The sequence below is a fragment of the Streptomyces sp. NPDC002785 genome (genome assembly GCF_040295565.1).
Lineage (GTDB): Bacteria > Actinomycetota > Actinomycetes > Streptomycetales > Streptomycetaceae > Streptomyces.
The window spans coordinates 51,140-72,311 of the sequence record NZ_JBEOVN010000015.1; the positions used below are offsets into that span (position 1 = coordinate 51,140).

Annotated in this window: 16 protein-coding genes; 3 read left to right on the forward strand and 13 right to left on the reverse strand. The window is 71.3% G+C overall.

What is annotated here, in order from left to right; genetic code table 11:
• Window positions 1-87: 87 nt before the first annotated feature.
• Complete coding sequence (locus ABTZ94_RS06775) at window positions 88-1,212, reverse strand: carbohydrate kinase family protein (RefSeq protein WP_351198207.1); 1,125 nt, start codon at window positions 1,210-1,212, stop codon at window positions 88-90.
• Window positions 1,213-1,556: 344 nt separating this feature from the next.
• On the opposite strand from ABTZ94_RS06775, the gene ABTZ94_RS06780 reads away from it, so the two are divergent.
• On the forward strand, window positions 1,557-2,915 hold the full coding sequence (locus tag ABTZ94_RS06780; RefSeq protein ID WP_351198211.1) for an MFS transporter: 1,359 nt from the start codon (window positions 1,557-1,559) through the stop codon (window positions 2,913-2,915).
• Here the strand turns inward: ABTZ94_RS06780 and ABTZ94_RS06785 are convergent.
• The 9 genes from ABTZ94_RS06785 to hrcA all read right to left on the reverse strand — a co-directional run bounded on the left by ABTZ94_RS06785 (window position 2,879) and on the right by hrcA (window position 13,546).
• On the reverse strand, window positions 2,879-3,871 hold the full coding sequence (locus tag ABTZ94_RS06785; RefSeq protein WP_351198213.1) for an adenosine deaminase: 993 nt from the start codon (window positions 3,869-3,871) through the stop codon (window positions 2,879-2,881). The genes ABTZ94_RS06780 and ABTZ94_RS06785 overlap by 37 nt on opposite strands.
• Before the next feature lie 39 nt (window positions 3,872-3,910).
• The gene (locus tag ABTZ94_RS06790) at window positions 3,911-4,819 is read right to left on the reverse strand and encodes a ribonuclease Z (RefSeq protein WP_351198215.1); all 909 of its coding nucleotides are present in this window, start codon (window positions 4,817-4,819) and stop codon (window positions 3,911-3,913) included.
• Window positions 4,820-4,836: 17 nt separating this feature from the next.
• On the reverse strand, window positions 4,837-5,196 hold the full coding sequence (locus tag ABTZ94_RS06795; RefSeq protein ID WP_351198217.1) for a histidine triad nucleotide-binding protein: 360 nt from the start codon (window positions 5,194-5,196) through the stop codon (window positions 4,837-4,839).
• 228 nt (window positions 5,197-5,424) lie between these two features.
• Entirely contained in the window at window positions 5,425-8,736 is a 3,312-nt protein-coding gene (locus ABTZ94_RS06800) for a S41 family peptidase (RefSeq protein ID WP_351198219.1), read from the reverse strand.
• An 80-nt stretch (window positions 8,737-8,816) separates the two neighbouring features.
• Complete coding sequence (locus ABTZ94_RS06805; RefSeq protein WP_351198221.1) at window positions 8,817-9,239, reverse strand: hypothetical protein; 423 nt, start codon at window positions 9,237-9,239, stop codon at window positions 8,817-8,819.
• A 212-nt stretch (window positions 9,240-9,451) separates the two neighbouring features.
• Window positions 9,452-10,198 carry a 16S rRNA (uracil(1498)-N(3))-methyltransferase gene (locus ABTZ94_RS06810; RefSeq protein ID WP_351198223.1) on the reverse strand — a complete coding sequence of 249 codons (747 nt, stop codon included), beginning with the start codon at window positions 10,196-10,198 and terminating at the stop codon, window positions 9,452-9,454.
• Window positions 10,195-11,268, reverse strand: a complete 1,074-nt coding sequence (locus ABTZ94_RS06815) for a nitronate monooxygenase (RefSeq protein ID WP_351198225.1) — start codon at window positions 11,266-11,268, stop codon at window positions 10,195-10,197. Before ABTZ94_RS06815 ends, ABTZ94_RS06810 begins: the two co-directional genes overlap by 4 nt.
• Before the next feature lie 124 nt (window positions 11,269-11,392).
• Window positions 11,393-12,529 (reverse strand): molecular chaperone DnaJ, encoded by a 1,137-nt coding sequence (gene dnaJ, locus ABTZ94_RS06820; protein ID WP_351198227.1) that lies wholly within the window; start codon window positions 12,527-12,529, stop codon window positions 11,393-11,395.
• Window positions 12,530-13,546 carry a heat-inducible transcriptional repressor HrcA gene (gene hrcA / locus ABTZ94_RS06825; RefSeq protein ID WP_072483581.1) on the reverse strand — a complete coding sequence of 339 codons (1,017 nt, stop codon included), beginning with the start codon at window positions 13,544-13,546 and terminating at the stop codon, window positions 12,530-12,532.
• 197 nt (window positions 13,547-13,743) lie between these two features.
• Between hrcA and ABTZ94_RS06830 the strand changes: the two genes are divergently transcribed.
• The gene (locus tag ABTZ94_RS06830) at window positions 13,744-14,466 is read left to right on the forward strand and encodes an MBL fold metallo-hydrolase (RefSeq protein ID WP_351198230.1); all 723 of its coding nucleotides are present in this window, start codon (window positions 13,744-13,746) and stop codon (window positions 14,464-14,466) included.
• Between the two features lie 25 nt (window positions 14,467-14,491).
• Window positions 14,492-15,313: a DUF3097 domain-containing protein gene (locus tag ABTZ94_RS06835; RefSeq protein WP_351198232.1), complete on the forward strand. Its 822-nt coding sequence runs from the start codon at window positions 14,492-14,494 to the stop codon at window positions 15,311-15,313.
• 133 nt (window positions 15,314-15,446) lie between these two features.
• Here ABTZ94_RS06835 and hemW read toward each other — a convergent pair whose 3' ends face one another.
• From hemW to ABTZ94_RS06850, 3 genes are all read right to left on the reverse strand, one after another.
• Window positions 15,447-16,688 (reverse strand): radical SAM family heme chaperone HemW, encoded by a 1,242-nt coding sequence (gene hemW, locus ABTZ94_RS06840; protein ID WP_351198240.1) that lies wholly within the window; start codon window positions 16,686-16,688, stop codon window positions 15,447-15,449.
• A gap of 121 nt (window positions 16,689-16,809) precedes the next feature.
• Window positions 16,810-18,735: a SpoIIE family protein phosphatase gene (locus ABTZ94_RS06845; RefSeq protein ID WP_351198242.1), complete on the reverse strand. Its 1,926-nt coding sequence runs from the start codon at window positions 18,733-18,735 to the stop codon at window positions 16,810-16,812.
• 206 nt (window positions 18,736-18,941) lie between these two features.
• Entirely contained in the window at window positions 18,942-20,831 is a 1,890-nt protein-coding gene (locus ABTZ94_RS06850) for an AMP-dependent synthetase/ligase (protein ID WP_351198234.1), read from the reverse strand.
• Window positions 20,832-21,172: the final 341 nt, after the last annotated feature.

A 21,172-nucleotide genomic window follows, 5' to 3' on the forward strand; every position in this document is an offset into this window, starting at 1 on the left:
CTTGGGGAAGGAGCCATGGTGCTCGACGACAACGCGGCAGATGTGCGTGCCCAGACCCGCGACGCCGCCCCCCATTTGCCGGCCGGTCTAAGCCGGGCGGCGGAAGCCGATCGTCGGGACGGCCCGGCGCAGCGGCCACGGCCGGGCGGCGGCCGGCAGGAGTTCCTCCAGGAACGCGTACCGCTGGAGCGCCGCCGGGTCCTGGTCGGCGAAGGTGCGGACCTGCTGCCACCAGGCGGCGATCTCCTCCCAGTCCGGCGCCGACAGCGATCCGCCGAACTCCTGCACCGAGAGCGCCGCGGTGAGTCCGGCGAAGGCCAGCCGGTCGGCCAGCGGCCAGTCCGCCAGGGTGCCGGTGACGAACCCGGCGACGAAGACATCGCCCGCCCCGGTCGGGTCCAGCGCCTGGACCTCGATCGCGGGTACCTCGGCGCTCGCCCCGGTCACCGCGTCCACCGCGTACGCGCCCTCCGCGCCCAGGGTGACCACGGCGAGCGGCACCCGCTCGGCCAGGGCGTGGGCGGCGGCGCGCGGGCAGTCGGTGCGGGTGTAGCGCATCGCCTCCTCGGCGTTGGGGAGGAAGGCCTGGCAGTGCTCCAGGTCGACGAGGGCGTCCAGATCCCAGTGGCCGGTCTCGTCCCAGCCGACGTCGGCGAAGATCCGGGCGCCGTTCCTGGCCGCCTTGGCGACCCAGGGCTCGCTGCGGCCGGGGACGAGCGAGGCGATGGCGGCCCGGGCGCGGGGCGGGCAGCTCGGGAACGCGGACTTCTCGGCGGGAATCCCGACGCCGGGGGTGCCCGTGGGGCCCGGGGCCTCGTGGCCGTGCGAGACCATCGTCCGCTCGCCCTCGTACGCCATCGAGACGGTCACCGGCGAGTGCCAGCCGGGGACGGTGTGCGACATGGACAGGTCGATGCCCTCGCCCTGTTCCAGGGCGTCCCAGCAGTACTCCCCGTAGTGGTCGTCGCCGAACGCCGCGGCCAGCGAGGTGTGCAGTCCCAGCCGGGCCAGCGCGGTGGCCATGTTGGCGACCCCGCCGGGGCTGGAGCCCATGCCGCGCGCCCAGGACTCGGTGCCACGCACCGGGGCGCGGTCCAGGCCGGTGAAGATGATGTCGAGGAAGACCGTGCCGGTGAGGAAGACGTCGCAGTCCGGGTCCTGCGGGGCGCGCAGCCCGTCCAGTGGGTCGACGCCTGGATTGTCTGTGCTCACCTTGCACTCCCCGGTCGTGGCAGATCTGGCCAGTGTGCCCGATTCATCCCCGTAACCGGAGGGTCCGCGCCGCCACATACGGAGGGCCGGAGACGACCCCGCGCATACAGACGCTGACCTGCATAAACGTTCGCTGTTACCCGCACTGCCGGAGAGCAAACACATATATGGTCCAGATCACACAGGGTCGCCTTTCGGTCAACCGGAAGCAGTTGATACAAATTGGCCCGCGAGCCCCGTCGGCGTCAGTCGCCGACGCGAGCCCCGTCTCCCCGTATTTCCCGTTTCCCGCATTGCCCTCCCCTGCCTTCTCTGCCTCCTTCGGCATGTCCTCAGGAACGCCCATGTCCTCGCGCCCTCGCGCCGCGTGGCCCCTGGTCGCCGTGTTCACCGCCGGTTACCTCGCCGCCTATCTGCTCCCCACCATCGTCGGGCGGCTCTCCGTCTATCTGGGTCTCAGTACGGCCCAGGCCGGTCTGGTGGGCAGCGCTCTTCTGCTGAGCTCGGCCACCGCCGGGTTCACGCTGGCGGGCCGGGTCGAAACCTACGGACCGCGCAGGCCGGCCCGGATCGGACTGGTGCTGGCCATGGTCGGGTACGGCTGCGCGGCGCTGTCCGGCTCCGTGCCTGCGGTGGTCATGGGCGCGATGATCGGCGGCTTCGGCTCCGGCACGGCGACCGCGGTGGCCGCGGCGGGCATCGCCGCCCAGCGCGATCCGCACCGGACCTCGTCGCTCGGTCTGCTCAGCGTCTCCGCGACGGCGGGCGCCCTGTATCTGACGATCCCGCACCTCGGCGGCGGCCACCGGCTGCCGTTCGCCTCGATCGCCCTGGCCGCCCTGCTCGTCTGGCCCGCCACCGCACGGCTCGGCGGCGCCGCGCCCAGCGGTCCCGCCGCCTCCGTCGCCGGCCGGCTGCCGCACCGCCGTTCCGGTCTGGTGCTGGCGGGCGGAATGCTCGTCTGGTCCATGGCGCAGAACGCGCTGTGGGGCGTCAGCGGCCGGATCGGTGTGGTCCAGGTGGGGCTCTCCGAGGTCACCGTCGGCGCGGTGTTCGCCGCCGCGCTCGGTGCGGGTCTGCTCGGGGTGATGGGCGCCGGGGCACTGGGCGCCAGGCTCGGCCGGGCGGTGCCGATCGGTCTGGGCACCGTGATCATCGCGGTGAGCATCGTGCTCAGCTCGTCGGCCGGGAATCTCGGTTCCTTCGCGACCGGCGAGATCCTGTGGAACACCGTCTACCCGGTGGTCCTGTCGTATCTGATCGGCCTGGCCGCTTCCCTGGACGTACGCGGCCGCTGGGCGGTACTCGCGGGCTCCGCCTCATCCGTCGGGGTGGCCTGCGGACCGGTTCTCGGCAGTGTGCTGTCCGAGCAGGCCGGCTACCCGGTCATGGGCCTGATCCTGGGCGCCGTCACGCTCCTGGTCGCGGCCCCGGTCATGGCCGTCGCCCTGCACACCGGCGGCCGTCCGCTGGTGCCGGGATCGGTGCGCCGCAGGGGCGGTGCCCCGGCCGCGCTGCTCGCTGTCACCACCGGAGCGGTGCCCGGTGCCGTGCCCAAGCTGGGCGCGCCCGAGCAGGCCGTCACGGAGATCAGCCTGCCCGCGCTGCGTCGCAGGCGACCGATCAGGAACGCGTTCCGGACGGCCGGTCCGTCGGGTGGGGCCGGTCAGTCGAACTCGTACGCCTCGACCTCGGACAGATAGCGCGCCCTGCGCTCCTCGTCGTGGTCGAGGAAGGCCGCCTCGAAGGAGTTGCGGGCCAGCGTGCGCAACTGCTCGTGGTCCAGGCCGAGCGCCTCGTGGACGGCGTGGAAGTTGTCCCCGGCGTATCCGCCGAAGTAGGCGGGGTCGTCGGAGTTCACCGTGCAGAGCAGTCCGGCGGCCATCATGGCCGGCAGCGGGTGCTGCTCCAGGGTGTCGATGGCGCGCAGCCGTACGTTGGACAGCGGGCAGAGAGTGAGCGGCACGCGGTCGGCGGCCAGCCGCTTCACCAGGTCCGCGTCCTCCATGCAGCGCAGCCCGTGGTCGATGCGCTCGACCCCGAGGACGTCCAGGGCCTCCCGGATGTACTCGGGCGGGCCCTCCTCGCCGGCGTGGGCGACCTTGCGCAGCCCGAGCGCCCCGGCCGCCTCGTACACCTCACGGAACTTGACGGGCGGATGCCCGACCTCCGCCGAGTCGAGGCCGACCGCGCTGATCCGGTGCAGATACGGCTTCGCGGCCTCCAGGGTCTCCAGCGCCGACTCGGCGGACTGGTCGCGCAGGAAGCACATGATCAGCTGGGTGGAGATGCCGTGCTTCTCCTCGCTGCGGTCCAGCGCCCGGCCGAGCCCCTCGACGACGGTGCCGATCGGGACGCCGCGGGCGGTGTGCGCCTGCGGGTCGAAGAAGATCTCCGCGTGCCGGACGCCCTGGGCGGCAGCGCGGGTGAGATACGCGTCGGCGAGCTCCTCGAAATCCTCTTCGGTCCGGAGCACCGCCATCAGGGCGTAGTAGAGATCGAGGAAGGTCTGCAGATCCTCGAAGAGATAGGCGGTGCGGAGCTCTTGCGTGGTCGCGTACGGCAGCTGCACGCCGTTGCGTTCGGCGAGCGCGAAGGCCAGCTCGGGTTCGAGGGTTCCTTCGATGTGGAGGTGGAGTTCGGCTTTCGGGAGGTGCACGGGTCTTTCACGCTCACAAATGGTGGTGCTGATGTGTTTTCAGAGGTGCCGGGTGGGGACGGGAACCCGGCTGAGGTCCCGGGCGACGGTCAGTTCGCCCTCGAACCCCGCGGCGCGGGCCTGGGCCTCGAAGACGGCCGGGTCGTCGTACCGCTGCGAGAAGTGCGTCAGCACGAGGTGCCGTACGCCCGCGTCCCGGGCCACCCGGGCCGCCTGGCCGGCGGTCAGATGGCCGTGGTCGGTGGCGAGTCGTTCGTCCTCGTCGAGGAAGGTCGACTCGATGACCAGCAGGTCGCATCCCTCGGCGAGCACGTGCACGCCGTCGCAGAGCCTTGTGTCCATGATGAACGCGAACCGCTGCCCGCGCCTGCGCTCGGAGACGTCGTCGAGCGTGACGCCGCCGAGGGCGCCCTCGCGCTGGATCCGACCGACGTCCGGCCCTCTGATGCCGTGCTCGGCGAGCTTGGCGGGCAGCATGCGGAGCCTGTCGGGCTCGACGAGCCGGTAGCCGTACGACTCGACGGGATGCGAGAGCCGGTGGCTGCTGAGCGTGTACGCGTCCGTGGTGGCGAGCACCCCGTCGGCGGCGACCGGGGCCTCGGTCAGCTGGACGGTCTCGCGGTAGGCGGTCGCGTACCGCAACCGCTCGAAGAAGCGCTGCCCGCTCGCCGGGTAGTGCGCGGTGACCGGGTGCGGGACCTGGTCGAGGTTGATCCGCTGGATCACCCCGGCCAGGCCGAGCGAGTGGTCGCCGTGGAAGTGCGTGACGCAGATCCGGTCGATGTCGTGCGCGGCGACACCTGCCCGCAGCATCTGACGCTGGGTGCCCTCACCCGGGTCGAAGAGGATGCCCTCGCCGTCCCAGCGCAGGAGATAGCCGTTGTGATTGCGGTGCCTGGTCGGGACCTGGCTGGCAGTGCCGAGGACCACGAGTTCGCGTACGGACACGGTGTCGTTCGACCGTTCTAGCCGGGGGGCCACTGCAGTCCGCGACCGCCCAGTACGTGGGCGTGCGCGTGGAAGACGGTCTGGCCGGCGCCGGAGCCGGTGTTGAAGACGACCCGGTAGCCGCTGTCCACGATCTTCTCGTCAGCGGCGACGTGGCCCGCCTCGCGCAGTATGTCGGCGGCGATCCCCGGCTCGGCGGCGGCGAGGGCGGCGGCGTCCGGGTGGTGGACGCGAGGGATGATGAGTACGTGGGTGGGGGCCTGGGGGTTGATGTCCCGGAAGGCGACGGTGGTCTCGGTCTCCCGGACGACGGTTGCCGGGATGTCACCCGAGACGATCTTGCAGAACAGGCAGTCGGGCTGCGGTTCTCCCGCCATGGGCTGGCTCCTCGGTCGGTGGTGATCGTTGTACGGCATGGTATCGGGGCGGTCGGAGGTGGTGTGGGGGGTGCCGGGTGTGCGTGCGGGGGCGCCTGCGGCGGGCCATGTCGCCGCCCCGCCCCCCTTCCCGAACCGGGGCTCCGGGGGCGGAGCCCATGGCTGCGGGAAGGGGCGGGTGAGGGAACAGGCCCGCCTCGGGCGCACCCTCACCCGGCCCTCGCCCCGCTACGCCCCCGGCCGCTCCGGTGCCCGCTTCGCCGGCGTCCGAGCCAGCGAAGCGAGCGCGATCCGGATCGCCTCGTCCAGCTGCGGATCCCGCCCCGCCGCATGGTCCTGCGGCGCCATCACAACCTCGACATCGGGATCGACCCCGTGGTTCTCCACACCCCAGCCGTAACCCTCGAACCAGAACGCGTACTTGGGCTGGGTGACCGATGTCCCGTCCACGAGCTTGTACCGGCTGTCGATGCCGACCACTCCGCCCCAGGTACGCGTACCGACCACCGGCCCGATTCCCAGCGCCTTGATCGCGGCGTTCACGATGTCGCCGTCCGAGCCGGAGAACTCGTTGGCGACGGCCACCACGGGGCCGCGCGGTGCGTCCTCCGGGTAGCTGTACGGCTGCATGCCACGCGGCATGTCCCAGCCGACGATGCGCCGGGCGAGCTTCTCCACGATCAGCTGCGAGGTGTGGCCGCCCCGGTTCTCCCGGACGTCCACGACCAGCCCCTCGCGGGCGACTTCGATCCGCAGGTCGCGGTGGATCTGCGCCCAGCCCGAGCCGACCATGTCGGGGACATGGAGGTAGCCGAGGCGTCCGCCGGAGTGCTCGTGGACGTAGGCCCGCCGGTCGGCGACCCACGCGTGGTAGCGCAGCGCCTCCTCGTCGGCGACCGGTACGACGACCACATGGCGCGGGTCGCCGCCGTCCACCGGTGAGACGGTCAGCTCGACCGGTTTGCCGGCCGAGCCCGTGAGCAGCGGTCCGGGCCCGGCCTCCGGGTCGACCGGGTGCCCGTCGACGGCGAGGATCGCGTCCCCGACGCGCACCGCCACTCCGGGTGCGGCGAGCGGGGAGCGGGCCTCCGGGTCGGAGGTCTCGGACGGCAGGATCCGGTCGATGCGCCAACTACCCTCGTCCGTACGGGAGATGTCCGCACCGAGCAGCCCCTGCCGGGCCGAGTCGTCGCACCATCCGCCGGGCGGCGTCACATAGGCGTGCGAGGTGCCGAGCTCGCCCTGCACCTCCCACAGCAGGTCGATCAGGTCGTCGTGGGTGGCGACGCGCTCCAGCACCGGCCGGTAGCGGTCCAGGACTCCGTCCCAGTCGATGCCGCCCATGTCGGGACGCCAGAAGTTGTCCCGCATGATGCGCCCGGCCTCGTCGTACATCTGGCGCCACTCGGCGGCCGGGTCGAGGGTCCGGCGGATCCGGGAGAGGTCGACGGTGACGCTGCTGTCGCTGCCCCCGTCGTGGTCGTCGTCGGCCGGAACACGGCTGTCGGACGGTACGACGCGCAGCTTGCCCCGGGTGTGCAGGACGATCCGCTTGCCGTCGCCGCTGACCGCGAAGCCGCCGACGTCCGAGGCGAGTTCCTCGCAGCGCAGCTTCTCCAGGTCGTACCGCTCGAGGACGGTCTCGGGCCGACGGGCGTCGGGCGTGGCACCGCTCGTACCCAGCACCCCGGTCACCGGGTGGCTCAGCCACAGCAGCCCGTCCTTCGCGGCGCGCAGCGTGGAGTAGCTGGCGGCCTCGACGGGCAGCGGCACGATCCGGTCGGCGAGCCCTTCGAGGTCGATCCTGGTGACGGGCAGCGCGGTCGGATTGTCCTCGCCCTCGCCGCCGCTCTTGTCCTTCTCGGTCGGGCGGCCGTGACGCTGCGGCCCGAACGGGGAGGGTGTGGTGGCGGCGAGCGTCAGCAGATGCGGACGGCAGGCGCCGATGAACGCCAGGTCGAAGACATGGGCGTCGTAGACCGGGTCGAAGGACCGCTCGGAGAGGAACGCGAGGTGCTTGCCGTCGGTGGTGAACGCGGGTGCGAAGTCCCGGAAGCGCAGCGGGGTGGCCTCGGCGACCGACAGATCGGCGAGGTGGGCGAGCTTGAGCTGCCTGAGCGGCTCGGGCCCGGGGTGCGACCAGGCGAGCCAGGAGGAGTCGGGCGAGAAGGCGAGGCCCGAGGCGTCGCCGTGCTCACTGCGGTCCACCTCGTGGACCTCGCCGCTCTCCCGCTCGACGATCAGTACCCGCCCGTCGTGTGCGGCGACGGCGAACCGGCTGCCGTCCGGGGCCGCCTCCAGGTCGAGGACCCTGCCGATACGGCCCGCGGCGAGGCGGCGCGGTACGGCGCCCGGTGCGGTACCGGTGGCGGGGGCGCACTCCAGGGCGTCGTCGCCCTCGGCGTCGGTGACCCAGACGACGTGCTGGTCGCCCTCGGCCTGGAAGGTGCGGGGCATCCTGGCCCGTACGCCCGGTTCGACGGCGAGCGCGCGTGCCGGGCCCTCGCGGTGGGTGACCCAGTGGACGGCGCCGCGCGTCCCGACGGCGCTGCCGCGGCCCGTACGGTCCGGGGACGCGGAGTCGAGGTGGCTGCCGGCGTGCACGGAGTGGGGCTGGAGGTCGGCTCGCTGGCCGCCGAGCCGGATGTCGAGGCGGCGGGGCTCGGCGCCTTCGAGGTCGTCCAGCAGCCAGAGTTCACCGGCCGAGGCGTAGCCGACACGGGTGCCGTCGGTGGTGGCGTGGCGGGCGTAGAAGCCCTCGATGCCGGTGTGCCGGCGCAGGTCCGAGCCGTCGGGGAGGGAGGAGTAGAGCGCGCCCACGCCTTCGTGGTCGGAGAGGAAAGCGACACGTCCCCAAGCTCTCAACTCCGTTCGAGCAGGGGAGACCCCATCCCAAGCTCTCGACTCCGTTCGAGCAGGGGAGACCCCACTGCCCACCCACATCGGGGATTCGATGTTGCCGTCGAGGCCCTCGTGCAGCCGTACGAACTCCGCCGGGCCGTCGGTCGCGCCCTCTTCCGCGATCCACAACTTGCCCGCGGTGCCGCCCCGGTAGCGCTTCCAGGTAGCGGCCTCGCGCCCCATGGTGGCCGAGAGCAGCAGGACCCGTCCGCCGGGGCCGTACGCGAGGGAGCCGACCGGCCCGTACGGCAGGATCCGCGCGGGCCCGCCGTCGACCGGAACGGCCCTGGCCCAGCTGCGCCGCGGCGACGCCTGCCCCTGGGCGCTGATGACCAGTACGTCGCCCTCGGGCGTCCAGCCGCGTACGGAGGTCCGTGCGTCGCCCCAGTACGTGAGCCGCTTGGAGGGGCCGCCGTCGACCGGTGCGACGTGTACTTCGGGCACCCCGTCCCGGGTGGACGTCCAGGCGACGCGGGTTCCGTCGGGAGATATCCGTGGGTTGGTGACAGGCCGGTTGTCGGCGCTGACGCGCCAGGCTCGGCCGCCGTCCAGCGGCGCCAGCCAGACATCGTCCTCGGCGGTGAAGGCGATCAAATCGCTCTGGACATGGGGGTATCGGAGGTAGGAAGGCTGTGTCACATCGATCACCCTAGGCCGCTGGCGTGCCCCGCGGAACCGGGTTGGCCGGAGTCTGCCGGGCGGCCCGGTGCCGGACACCCTCACTTGCCCCGGGGCGATTCGGTCACCGTGACCGTCACGGTGACCGTCGGCCGGGCGCCGCCACTGCTGCCGCCCCGGGGCACATTCGCCCCGACGGTCGACGGGGCGGTGTTGCAGCTGCCGAGCGCATCTGCCCGGAAGACGACCTTCCCGCCGGTCTTCGCGGTCAGGTCCCCCCGCACACACTGCCCGTCGAGCTCCTGGGTGACCTTGCCGGTGATCGTGATGTCCTTGCCGTTCCCGGCTTTTCCGGTGCAGTCGACGACCGCGGTGTGGTGCGCCGAGGCGGAGGGTGACGCGCCCACGACCTGGCTCCCCTCGATGTCGGCCGTGCAGTTCAGCCACCGCACATCGACCCCGTTGCGCTCCAGGGCGCTGGTGCCGGCCCGGTCGGTGGTCACGGCGATGGATGCGGAGTTCATGCTGCCCGTCGGCTCACAGGCCACGGCACCTGCGACCGCCGCGCCTGCGAGTGCGGACGCGGCCAGAAAGCGACGGGTTCTTCCCTGACCCCATGGTCCTTGATGTCCCCGTGCCCTTGATGTCCCCATACGGGCAGCTTCCCACCGTTCCCCCCTGGGACGGTAGACGGCTCGCGGTCACAACGGGGCGGCTCCGGCGCGCCGGAGGGGGCTCATGCCCAGCGGCCGGTGCGCCCCAGCAGCAGTGCCGTCGCCGCCGTGCCCGCCGTCGAGGTGCGCAGGACGGACGTTCCGAGCCGGCAGGTACGGGCACCCGCCGCGGCGAAGTCCGCCAGTTCGTCCGGCGACACACCGCCCTCGGGGCCGACGACCAGCACGATCTCGCCCTGGGTGGGGAGCTGAACGGTGGCCAGCGGCTCACTGCCGTAGCCCCGGTCCTCGTGCAGGACGGCGGCGAAGTCCGCCGCGGCCAGAAGTGCGGCAACCTGTTTGGTCGTCAGTGCGTCCGCCACCTCGGGAAAGCGCACCCGGCGCGACTGCTTTCCCGCTTCGCGGGCGGTGTTGCGCCATTTCGCGAGGGACTTGAGGCCGCGGTCGCCCTTCCACTGCGTGATGCAGCGCGATGCCTGCCAGGGCACGATCGCGTCCACACCGGTCTCCGTCATCGTCTCGACGGCGACCTCGCCACGGTCGCCCTTGGGCAGGGCCTGGACGACGGTGATACGGGGTGTGGGCCACGGCTCCTCATGGACCGTCGCCAGGCCGGCGACCACGAGCCGGTCCTTGCCGTCGGCGGCCCTGACGACGCCCTCCGCCCAACGACCGTGGCCGTCCGTCAGCACGACGTCCTCACCGGCGTGCAGCCGCTTCACCGATACGGCGTGCCGTCCCTCGGGTCCTTCCAGGACGAACTCGGGTCCGTCGGGGACCTGTTCGACGACGAAGACCGGTGCGGTCACTGCGTACTCCCTGTGCTCACTGCCGCCCGTGCGGCGTCCAGTTCTTCGACGAGCAGTCCGATCAGCCGACCGGCGGGCAGCTCGCGTGCCATCCGGTGCCCCTGCCCCGCCCACAGTGCCATGCCCTGGGCGTCCCCGGCCTTTGCCGCCGCCTTGCGCAGCCCGGCCGTCAGATAGTGGACCTGCGGGTAGGCGGCGGGGGCGTACGGGCCGTGCTCGCGCATGAAGCGGTTGACCAGGCCTCGGGCCGGGCGGCCGGAGAACGCCCGGGTCAGGGCTGTCCGCACGAACAGCGGATTGGTCAGTGCCTGCTTGTGCAGCGGATTCGCCCCGGACTCGGGGCAGATGAGGAACGCCGTGCCGAGCTGCGCCGCCTCCGCGCCCGCGGCGAGCACCGCGGCCATCTGGGACCCGCGCATCAGCCCGCCCGCGGCGATGATCGGCACCTGAACGGTCTCGCGGACCTGGGCCACCAGGGAGAGCAGTCCGATCCCGGTGCCGTCGGTCTGCGGGTCGTCGCGGTGGGTGGACTGGTGGCCGCCCGCCTCGACGCCCTGGACACAGACCGCGTCGGCGCCCGCCCACTGGGCGGTCTGGGCCTCCTCGGGCGTGGTGACCGTCACTACCGTGTACGTGCCGACACCGGCGAACGCGTCGAGGGTGTCGCGGGTCGGGCAGCCGAAGGTGAACGAGACTGCCGGGACCGGGTCCTCCAGGAGGATGGCGAGCTTGGCCTCGTAGCCGTCGTCGCCGCTGGAGTCCGGGTCGTCGAGCGGGGTCTCGTACCAGGCGGCCTCACCGGCGAGCTGATGCCGGTACACCTCGACAGCACTCGGGTCGGCGAGACCCGGCTGCGGCATGAAGAGATTGACGCCGAAGGGCTGACCGGTCAGCCCGCGCAGCTGTTTGATCTCGTTGTACATGCCGTCCGCCGTCTTGTACCCGGCGGCGAGGAAGCCCAGCCCGCCCGCTTCGGCGACGGCCGCGACGAGCTGCGGACAGGACGCACCACCCGCCATCGGGGCCTGCACGATCGGATACCGGCAGAGATCGGTCAACACGGATGACATGCCCGCATCGTGTCACGTCCTGCGTGACTCGGCGTGCGCGGCCTGCGGTCCATTTTGTCCTCAAACGCCGGACGGGCTCGTCAGGCGAGCCCGTCCGGCGGCAGGAAACGGTGTACGAGGGCCGTCAGCGGCCGTTGAAGGCGTCCTTCAGCCGGGAGAACAGCCCCTGCTGCCCAGGCTGGAACTGACCGGTGGGCCGCTCCTCGCCGCGCGCCTTCGCCAGGTCCCGCAGCAGTCGCTCCTGGTCCGGGTCCAGCTTCGTCGGGGTCAAGACCTCGACGTGCACGATCAGATCGCCACGCCCGCCGCCCCGCAGATGCGTGATGCCGCGGCCGTGCAGCGGGACCGACTGGCCCGACTGGGTGCCGGGCCGGATGTCGACCTCCTCCAGGCCGTCGAGCGTCTCCAGCGGCACCTTGGTGCCGAGCGCGCCCGCTGTCATGGGGATGGTGACCGTGCAGTGCAGATCGTCGCCGCGGCGCTGGAACACCGAGTGCGGCAGCTCATGGATCTCCACATACAGATCGCCGGCCGGGCCGCCGCCGGGGCCGACCTCGCCCTCGCCCGCGAGCTGGATGCGGGTGCCGTTGTCGACACCGGCGGGGATCTTCACGGTGAGCGTGCGCCTCGACCGGATGCGGCCGTCGCCGGCGCACTCCGGGCACGGGGTCGGCACGACCGTACCGAAGCCCTGGCACTGCGGGCAGGGCCGTGAGGTCATGACCTGGCCCAGGAAGGACCGGGTGACCTGGGAGACCTCACCGCGGCCGCGGCACATGTCACAGGTCTGGGCGGAGGTGCCGGGTGCGGCGCCCTCGCCGCTGCAGGTCGTACAGACGACGGCCGTGTCGACCTGGATGTCCTTGGTGGTGCCGAACGCGGCCTCGGCGAGATCGATCTCCAGCCGGATCATCGCGTCCTGGCCGCGCCGGGTGCGCGAACGGGGTCCGCGCTGCGACGACGTACCGAAGAACGCGTCCATGATGTCGGAGAAGTTGCCGAAGCCACCCTGTCCGAATCCGCCCGCGCCACCGCCGCCGGAGGCGGACAGCGGGTCGCCGCCGAGGTCGTAGACCTGCTTCTTCTGCGGGTCCGACAGCACCTCGTAAGCGGCGTTGATCTCCTTGAACCGCTCCTGGGTCTTCGGATCGGGGTTCACATCCGGATGCAGCTCGCGTGCGAGCCGCCGGAATGCCTTCTTGATCTCGTCCTGAGATGCGTCGCGGCGCACGCCGAGTACGGCGTAATAGTCCGTGGCCACTTACGACTCCGCCAGGATCTGTCCGACGTAACGTGCCACTGCGCGTACCGCTCCCATCGTTCCGGGGTAGTCCATGCGGGTCGGTCCGACCACGCCGAGTTTGGCGACTGCCTCGTCGCCCGAACCGTAGCCGACCGCGACGACGGACGTGGAGTTGAGCCCCTCGTGGGCGTTCTCGTGCCCGATCCGTACGGTCATGCCTGAGTCCTTGGCCTCGCCGAGCAGCTTCAGCAGCACGACCTGCTCCTCCAATGCCTCCAGCACCGGCCGGATCATCACAGGGAAGTCGTGCCCGAAGCGGGTGAGGTTGGAGGTGCCGCCGATCATCAGCCGCTCCTCCGTCTCCTCAACGAGGGTTTCGAGCAGGGTGGAGAGCACGGTGGACACGGTTCCCCGGTCCTCGCTCTCGAAGGATTCCGGCAGATCCTGCACCAGCTGCGGGACATCCGCGAAACGGCGTCCGACGACCCGGCTGTTGAGCCGGGCCCGCAGATCGGCGAGAGAGGTCTCACCGAACGGGGCGGGGCAGTCGATCATGCGCTGCTCGACCCGGCCGGTGTCCGTGATCAGCACGAGCATCAGCCGGGCGGCTGCCAGTGACAGCAACTCCACATGCCGAACCGTCGACCGGGTCAGCGAGGGGTACTGCACGATGGCGACCTGCCGGGTCAGCTGCGCGAGCAGCCGTACGGTGCGGCCCACGACATCGTCGAGGTCGACCGCGCCGTCGAGGAAATTGTGAATGGCACGACGTTCCGGCGACGAGAGGGGCTTGACGCCCGCAAGCTTGTCGACGAAGAGCCGGTACCCCTTGTCCGTCGGGATGCGTCCCGCACTGGTGTGGGGCTGGGCGATGAAGCCCTCGTCCTCCAGCACCGCCATGTCGTTGCGGACGGTGGCCGGGGAGACCCCCAGCTTGTGCCGCTCGGTGAGCGCCTTGGAGCCCACGGGCTCCTCGGTGCCGACATAGTCCTGGACGATGGCGCGCAGCACTTCGAGTCTGCGTTCGCTGAGCATCGCGCACACCTCCAGCTGTTTTTCCTCGGTGGTTCTCGGGCCGTTCCTGCTTCATTGCCAGGAATCCCCCTGGCACTCTGTCCTCACGAGTGCCAGCGACCCCCCGCCCAGTGTACGGCGGTCGAGTGGGGGCCTAGCAAGGGCGATCGGCCACCCTACTGCGAGACTGCGCAGGTCGTTGCCGATAGCGTTGCGGTATGGACGCCTCTTGGGAAGAGTTCGGCTGGGAGCGACTCGGTCACGGAGTGGGCCGACGCCGCCTTCCCGGATGGGATGCGACAGTCGCACTGGTGGTCGGAGCGGATGGAGTGCTGCTCTACGACACCGGATCAACGCTCCGCGAAGGCGCGGAAATCCGGGCCCAGGCGCAGGCCCTGCTCGGCCGGAGCGTGACGCATATCGCACTCGGCCACCCTCATTTCGACCATGTGCTGGGCACTGCCGCGTTCTCCGGCGCCCAGGTGTACGGAGCGGCCGGCATGGCCGGGCTGCTGAAGCTCGGGGCGGACGATCTGCGCGCCTCCGCAGTGCGCCACGGAGTGTCCGAACTCGATGCGGCCGAGGCCGCCGATGCGCTGGTGGCGCCGCACCACGAGGTGGGCGGCGAGTGGGCGCTCGATCTGGGCGGCGGCCGTCAAGTGCTGCTGGCGAATGTGGGCCCCGCCCACAGCGGCCACGATCTGGCGGTGCTCGTCCCGGGCTCCCCCGCGGTGGTGCTCTGCGGCGACCTGGTCGAGGAGTCCGGCGAACCGCAGGCGGGACGGGACGCCGTCCCGTCCCGCTGGCCGGCCGCGCTGGACCGGCTGCTGGCGCTGGGCGGCGAGGAAGCGGTGTACGTTCCGGGGCACGGAGCGGTGGTGGACGCGGCGTTCGTCAGGGACCAGCGCGACCAACTGGCCGTCCTCTTCGGCGTGTCGTGATGTGTTGTCGTCCTATCGTCATCCGATGCGCAGCTACCAGCCGGATCTGACCCCGCCGTGGAAGAAGTCCGCCCCCGTTCCCGAGGTCCCCGCCGAGCCCGATCTGGTCGTGGAGGAGGTCTCCACCGGATTCTGCGGTGCGGTGATCCGCTGCGAGAAGACAGCCCAGGGTCCGACGGTGACCCTGGAGGACCGCTTCGGCAAGCACCGGGTGTTTCCGATGGAGCCGCGCGGCTTCCTGCTGGAGGGCCGAGTGGTCACGCTCGTACGCCCGTCGGCGGCCGGTCCCGTACGCCCCACGCGCACGGCCTCGGGTTCGGTCGCGGTCCCCGGGGCGCGCGCCCGGGTCGCACGGGCGGGCCGGATCTACGTGGAGGGCCGCCACGACGCGGAGCTGGTCGAGCGGGTCTGGGGCGACGACCTGCGGATCGAGGGCGTGGTCGTCGAGTATCTGGAAGGCATCGACGACCTCCCGGCCATCGTGCGCGAGTTCTCCCCCGGCCCGGATGCCAGGCTGGGCGTCCTGGTCGACCATCTGGTCCCGGGCTCCAAGGAGTCCCGGATCGCGTCCCAGGTCTCGGACGTGAACGTGCTGGTGGTCGGCCACCCCTACATCGACGTGTGGGAGGCGGTGAAGCCGTCGTCCGTGGGCATCACCGCCTGGCCGGTGGTCCCGCGCGGCCAGGACTGGAAGACGGGCGTGTGCCGCGCGCTGGGCTGGCCGGAGAGCACGGGCGCGGCCTGGCAGCGAATCCTGTCCACGGTGCGCTCGTACCGGGATCTGGAACCGGCACTGCTGGGTTCCGTGGAACACCTGATCGACTTCGTGACAGCGCCGCCTCAGTAGCCCCTCCGCCGGCCCCCAGCCCCTGCGGCGTTTGAGGAGCGGGGTCCGGGGCGGAGCCCCGAATACGGGAAGGGGCGGGCAGCGGAACAGGCCCGCCGCAGGCGTACCCGCACCCCACCCGGCCCCGCCCCTCTCAGTCCACCAGATCCCGCACCACCGCATCCGCCAACAACCGCCCCCGCAACGTAAGCACCGCCCGCCCCTGTCCATACGGCACCGGCTCCAGCAGCCCGTCCTCGACCGCCCGCCCCGCCGCTGCCAGCCCCGCCGGTGCCAGCAGCGACAACGGGCACCCGTCCGCGAGTCGCAGCTCCAGCAGGATCCGCTCGACCCGCCGGTCCTCCGCGGAAAGGATCTCGCGCCCGGCCCCCGGCGACCGCCCCTCGGCCAGAGCCTGTGCGTACGCCCCCGGATGCTTCACGTTCCACCAGCGCACCCCGCCGACATGGCTGTGCGCGCCGGGACCGGCGCCCCACCAGTCGGCGCCGCGCCAGTACAGCTCGTTGTGCAGGCACCGGCCCTCGGGCGTACGGGCCCAGTTCGACACCTCGTACCAGGAGAAGCTCGCCGCAGCCATCGCCTCGTCCGCGATCAGGTACCGGTCCGCATGGGCGTCGTCATCGGTCATCGGGATCTCGCCGCGCCGGATCCGCCGGGCCAGCTGAGTGCCCTCCTCGACAATCAGCGCGTACGCGGACACATGGTCCGGCCCCGCACCGATCGCCGCTTCCAGCGAGGCCCGCCAGTCGTCGTCGGACTCCCCGGGGGTGCCGTAGATCAGATCGAGGTTGACATGCTCGAAGCCCGCCTGCCGAGCCTCGGCGACACACGCCTCGGGCCGCCCCGGTGTATGCGTACGGTCCAGGATCTTCAGCACATGCTGTCGCGCGCTCTGCATCCCGAACGAGATCCGGTTGAAGCCGCCCTCCCGCAGCTCGGCCAGATACGCCGGATCGACGGACTCCGGGTTGGCCTCGGTGGTGATCTCGGCATCGTCCGCGAGCCCGAACTCGTCGCGGATCGCCCCCAGCATCTGTACCAGGTCTCCGGCGGCCAGCAGGGTCGGCGTGCCGCCGCCGACGAAGACCGTACGGACCGGTCGCGGGTCGTCGCCGAGCACCTTGCGGGCCTGGCGGACCTCGCCGATCAGATGGGCGGCGTAGTTGTCCCGGGAGGCCAGCGCACCGCCGGAACCGCGCAGCTCGGTCGCGGTGTACGTGTTGAAGTCGCAGTAGCCGCAGCGGGTCGCGCAGTACGGCACATGCAGGTAGAAGCCGAGCGGCCGGCCGGCGGCGCCTTCCAGGGCATGGCGGGGCAGCGCCCCGTCGTCGGGTACGGGTTCACCATCGGGCAGTACGGAGGGCATACCGCCCATTGTCACTCGCCGCCGGGAACCTCCGAGCCATGTCCATGATCACGAAAGGCCACGCATCCACGGACCGCACGCCGCACCCGAACCGTAGTGAGCACCCCGACAGGCTCTTACGACCTCGCCCTCACCCCGCCTGCAGCACCAGCAGCGCCAGATCGTCATCGGGCGGCCGCTCGGCGAATTCGTGCACGGCCCGCTTGATCCGGTCCGCGATCCCGTCCGCCGACAGCCCGGCACAATCGGCCAGCGCCCGCGCCAGACCGTCCCCGTCGTCGAACATCAGCGCCCCGCAGCGCCGCTCCGTCACGCCGTCCGTGACGCACAGCAGGCTGTCGCCCGGCGCCAGCTCGAAGCTCTGGCTCTCGTACGCGACATCGTCGAAGATCCCGAGCAGCATCTGCGGCTCGGCGGCCGGACGCACCTCGCCTTCGGGGCGCAGCAGCAGCGGCAACGGGTGGCCGGCGCTGGCGAGGGTGCAGCGCACGCCGCCGCCGGGAAGCGGCACGAGCTCCCCGTACAGCAGGGAGAGAAAGCGGGACTGCCCGGTGTCCGCCGTCTGCTGGCCGCCCGCCGCGGCCACCATGAGCGCGGCAGCTTCGGCAGCCTCCATGGCATCGTCGAGGAGCAGCCGGTTGAGCCGGTCCAGTACTTCGCCGACGCCGAAACCCTCACGGGCCAGCAGCCGCAGCCAGGGCCGGGCGAGACCGGTGACGACGGCGGCTTCGGGGCCGCTGCCCTGTACATCGCCGAGGACGAAGCACCAGCGGTCGCCGGGGCACGGGAAGATGTCGTAGAAGTCGCCGCCGACGACCCCGTCGTCGCTGGGCTCATACACCAGTGAGCTGGTGACGCCGGGTATGTCGGCGACCTTGCTGGGCAGCAGTGCGCGTTGCAGGATGCGGCTGATGGTGGCCTGCCGGGTGTAGGCGCGGGCGGCACCGACAGCGAGGCCGACACGGCGTACGAAGTCCTCGATCAGGGCGGTCACTTCGTCGGGAACCCGTGCCATGCCCTCCCGGCCGAGGAGTACGGCGCCGAGTGTCCGGCCGCCCGATGTGATCCGGTAGGCGAGAGCGGATCCGGCGCGCCCGTCGGATTCCCCGCCGTCCGCCTCGCCGCCGGGCCAGGGCAGGGAGACGGGTCCGGTGCCCACCCGCTCGGGCAACCGGATCGGGTCCTGCTCCAGCACCGTACGCAACTGCCCGGTCTCGGCCTCGTCCCGGTGCCAGACGCTGGCGAGCCGGGGGACGGCCGCGGGGCCGCCGTTCTCGGGCTCCAGCCAGATCGCGCACCAGTCGGCGAGTCTGGGCACCAGTAACTGTCCGGCGAGCGCCGCGACGATGTCCTCGTCGAGCTGGCCTGCGAGCAGGTCCGAGGCCTCGGCGAGGAACGAGAGCGCACCGCGGCCGGCCCAGTCCGCGGCGTCGCGCAGGGCCCGCCGGGGACTGGGGGCGAGCAGCTCGGCGGCACGCAGCCCCTGCTGGAATCCAGGCTCGGCCGACGGTTCGGGGAACGGATTCCAGTCGTCGACGGGAAGCCGGGCCCAGACGGTCTTGAGGCCGGTGCGGTAGGTGATGCCCCAGCGCTCGGCGAGGGTGCCGACGAGCTGGAGCCCGCGACCGTACTCGGCGGGGTCCTCGGGGCCGGTGGCGGCATCGCCCTCCGCCGTGTCCGCCGCGCTGCCGGCCACCGGGCGTTCGCTGCGTACGGCACGGGCCGGGTGGTGATCGGAGACCTCCAGTACCAGGGCCGCGGCCTCGTCCTCGGCGGCCTCCTCAAGCCGGCAGATCAGCTCGACATTGGTCCCGGCGTGCACGACCGCGTTGGTGACCAGCTCGCTGACGACGACCGCCGCATCCTCGGCCAGACGTTCGCTGAAGCCCACGGCCGCCGGCAGTCCCAGCCCGGTCCACTCGGTGAGCGCTGCCCGGACGAACCGGCGGGCAGCGGAGGGCGCGAGGAGGTTTCCGGGCAGGGACGTACGGGCGACCGGCCGCGCATCCGCATGGCCGACGGTGATACCGGGACGCTGAACGATGTCCCGCTGCAAGGGAATGGGCCCCACGGTGCAGCTCCTGACCTGTTCTCGCTCTGTCTGTCTGTTCTCGTTCTATTCTCGCTGGGCGCCGCTGACGACACCGACAGAGTGACAGATGGACCACGCTCATAAGCGACGAGTTGCCGAAGTGAGCAGAGAAAGTGAGCGGAGAGAAACGGAAGCAGCCGCACCGTGCGGCCGGTGGGCAAGGACCTGTATTACGCCTCGCGGGTCCCCATGTACATGTCGTCGATGAGGCCCTTGTACTCACGCTCGACGACCGGCCGCTTCAGCTTGAGACTGGGCGTCAGCTCGCCGTGCTCGATGTCGAGATCGCGGGGCAGCAGGCGGAACTTCTTGATGGTCTGCCAGCGCTGCAGCCCCTCGTTGAGCCGCTTCACATAGCCTTCGATGAGCTCCACCGCCTGCGGGGACGCCACCACTTCGGCGTACGGCTTCCCGCCCAGACCGTTCTCGGCGGCCCAGCCGAGGATGGTCGGCTCGTCGAGCGCGATCAGGGCGGTGCAGAAGTTACGGTCCGCGCCGTGCACCAGGATGTTGGAGACGAACGGGCAGACCGCCTTGAACTGTCCCTCGACCTCCGCCGGGGCGATGTATTTGCCGCCGGACGTCTTGATCAGGTCCTTCTTGCGGTCGGTGATCCGGAGATAGCCGTCCACGGACAGCTCGCCGATGTCGCCGGTGTGGAACCAGCCGTCCGCCTCCAACACCTCGGCGGTCTTCTCCGGGAGCCCCTGGTAGCCCTGCATCAGGCCGGGGCCGCGCAGCAGGATCTCGCCGTCGTCGGCGATCCGCACCTCGGTGCCGGGGAGCGGCTTGCCCACGGTGCCGGTGCGGTAGGCCTCGCCCGGGTTGACGAAGGAGGCGGCGCTGGTCTCGGTGAGGCCGTAGCCCTCCAGGATGTGGATGCCGGCGCCCGAGAAGAAGTAGCCGATGTCGGGGGCGAGCGCCGCGGAGCCGGAGATACAGGCGCGCAGCCGGCCGCCGAAGGCCTCGCGGATCTTGGCGAAGACGAGGGCGTCGGCGACCTTGTGCTTGGCGCCGAGAGCGAACGGGACGGAGGCCGTGCCGGTGCGCCGGAAGTTGTCCTGCGAGACCGTCGCGTACTCGCGGGCGACCCCGGCCGCCCACTGGAAGATCTTGTACTTGGCACCGCCACCGGCCCGTGCCTTGGCGGCGACGCCGTTGTAGACCTTTTCGAAGATACGGGGGACGGCGGCCATGTACGTCGGCTGGACCACCGGCAGATTCTCGATGATCTTGTCGACCCGGCCATCGACGGCGGTGACGTGGCCGACCTCGATCTGGCCGGAGGTGAGGACCTTGCCGAAGACGTGTGCGAGCGGCAGCCAGAGGTACTGGACGTCGTCCTTGGTGATCAGGCCGGTCGCCGCGGTGGCCTTGGCCATGTACGACCAGTTGTCGTGCGGCAGGCGTACGCCCTTGGGGCGTCCGGTGGTGCCCGAGGTGTAGATCAGGGTGGCCAGCTGATCGGCCGTGATGGCGGCGACCCGCTCCTTGATCGTGTCGGGGTTCTTCGCCAGGTGCTCGGCACCGCGGGCCTCCAGATCGGCAAGGGTGAGCACCCAGCCCTCGGGGTCGCCCTCGACGGGTCCGGCGCCCTCGGGGTCCATGACGACGACGTGGGCGAGATCCGGCAGCTCGGCGCGGCACTCCCGGGCCTTGGCCAGCTGGCGGGCGTCCTCGGCGATCAGGACCCGGCTCTCGGAGTCGGAGAGGATGAACGCCGACTCCTCGGCATTGGTCGACGGGTAGATCGTCGTGGTGGCGGCACCCGCGCACATCACACCGAGGTCGACGAGGATCCATTCCACTCGCGTGCCGGCGGCGAGCGCGATCCGCTCCTCCGGCTGCACACCCAGACCGATCAGCCCTGCCGCGATGGCGTACACCCGGTCGGCGGCCTGTGCCCAGCTCAGCGACTTCCACTCATCCGGTCCCCCGTCGGCGGCCGCAGGGACGGGGTAGCGGTAGGCCTCCCCGTCCGGGGTGGCCGCGACGCGGTCGATGAAGAGGTTCGCCACGGAGGGCGGTCGGTTCTCGATCAAGGTCTGTGTGTCGCTCACGACATCCTCCGGGCCTGCGGCAGTGCTTCACGACCGGCTGTTGATTGCTGCTTGTTCCTACGTGTGTTCCCGCGCACTCTGTGCGCTTGGTCCTGCGGTGTTTGCCTGTTACTTGTCCTGCGGTGCCCGATCTCGCTTGCTTAACTGGCGAGTAACCACGAGGTCGTGATCAGGGTAGAGCGCCCACGTCCGCCACGTAAGGGGCAATGGGCCGCCGCTTCATAACGAACGGGCCCCTGTGCCGCAGCGCGCTGCGGCGGGCGTATCCCGATCCAGGAGGTCCTGGCCTCGCTCGACGCGGCCGAGTCCACGGTCTGAGCCGTTACCGGCCCCATCGGGCG

Coding starts and splice junctions, on each gene's coding strand:
- ABTZ94_RS06835 (WP_351198232.1), top strand. CDS start 14,492: ATGCGCAGCTACCAGCCGGATCTGACCCCGCCGTGGAAGAAGTCCGCC.
- hrcA (WP_072483581.1), bottom strand. CDS start 13,546: ATGCTCAGCGAACGCAGACTCGAAGTGCTGCGCGCCATCGTCCAGGAC.
- ABTZ94_RS06805 (WP_351198221.1), bottom strand. CDS start 9,239: ATGAACTCCGCATCCATCGCCGTGACCACCGACCGGGCCGGCACCAGC.
- ABTZ94_RS06830 (WP_351198230.1), top strand. CDS start 13,744: ATGGACGCCTCTTGGGAAGAGTTCGGCTGGGAGCGACTCGGTCACGGA.
- ABTZ94_RS06795 (WP_351198217.1), bottom strand. CDS start 5,196: ATGGCGGGAGAACCGCAGCCCGACTGCCTGTTCTGCAAGATCGTCTCG.
- ABTZ94_RS06780 (WP_351198211.1), top strand. CDS start 1,557: ATGTCCTCGCGCCCTCGCGCCGCGTGGCCCCTGGTCGCCGTGTTCACC.
- ABTZ94_RS06815 (WP_351198225.1), bottom strand. CDS start 11,268: ATGTCATCCGTGTTGACCGATCTCTGCCGGTATCCGATCGTGCAGGCC.
- hemW (WP_351198240.1), bottom strand. CDS start 16,688: ATGGGCGGTATGCCCTCCGTACTGCCCGATGGTGAACCCGTACCCGAC.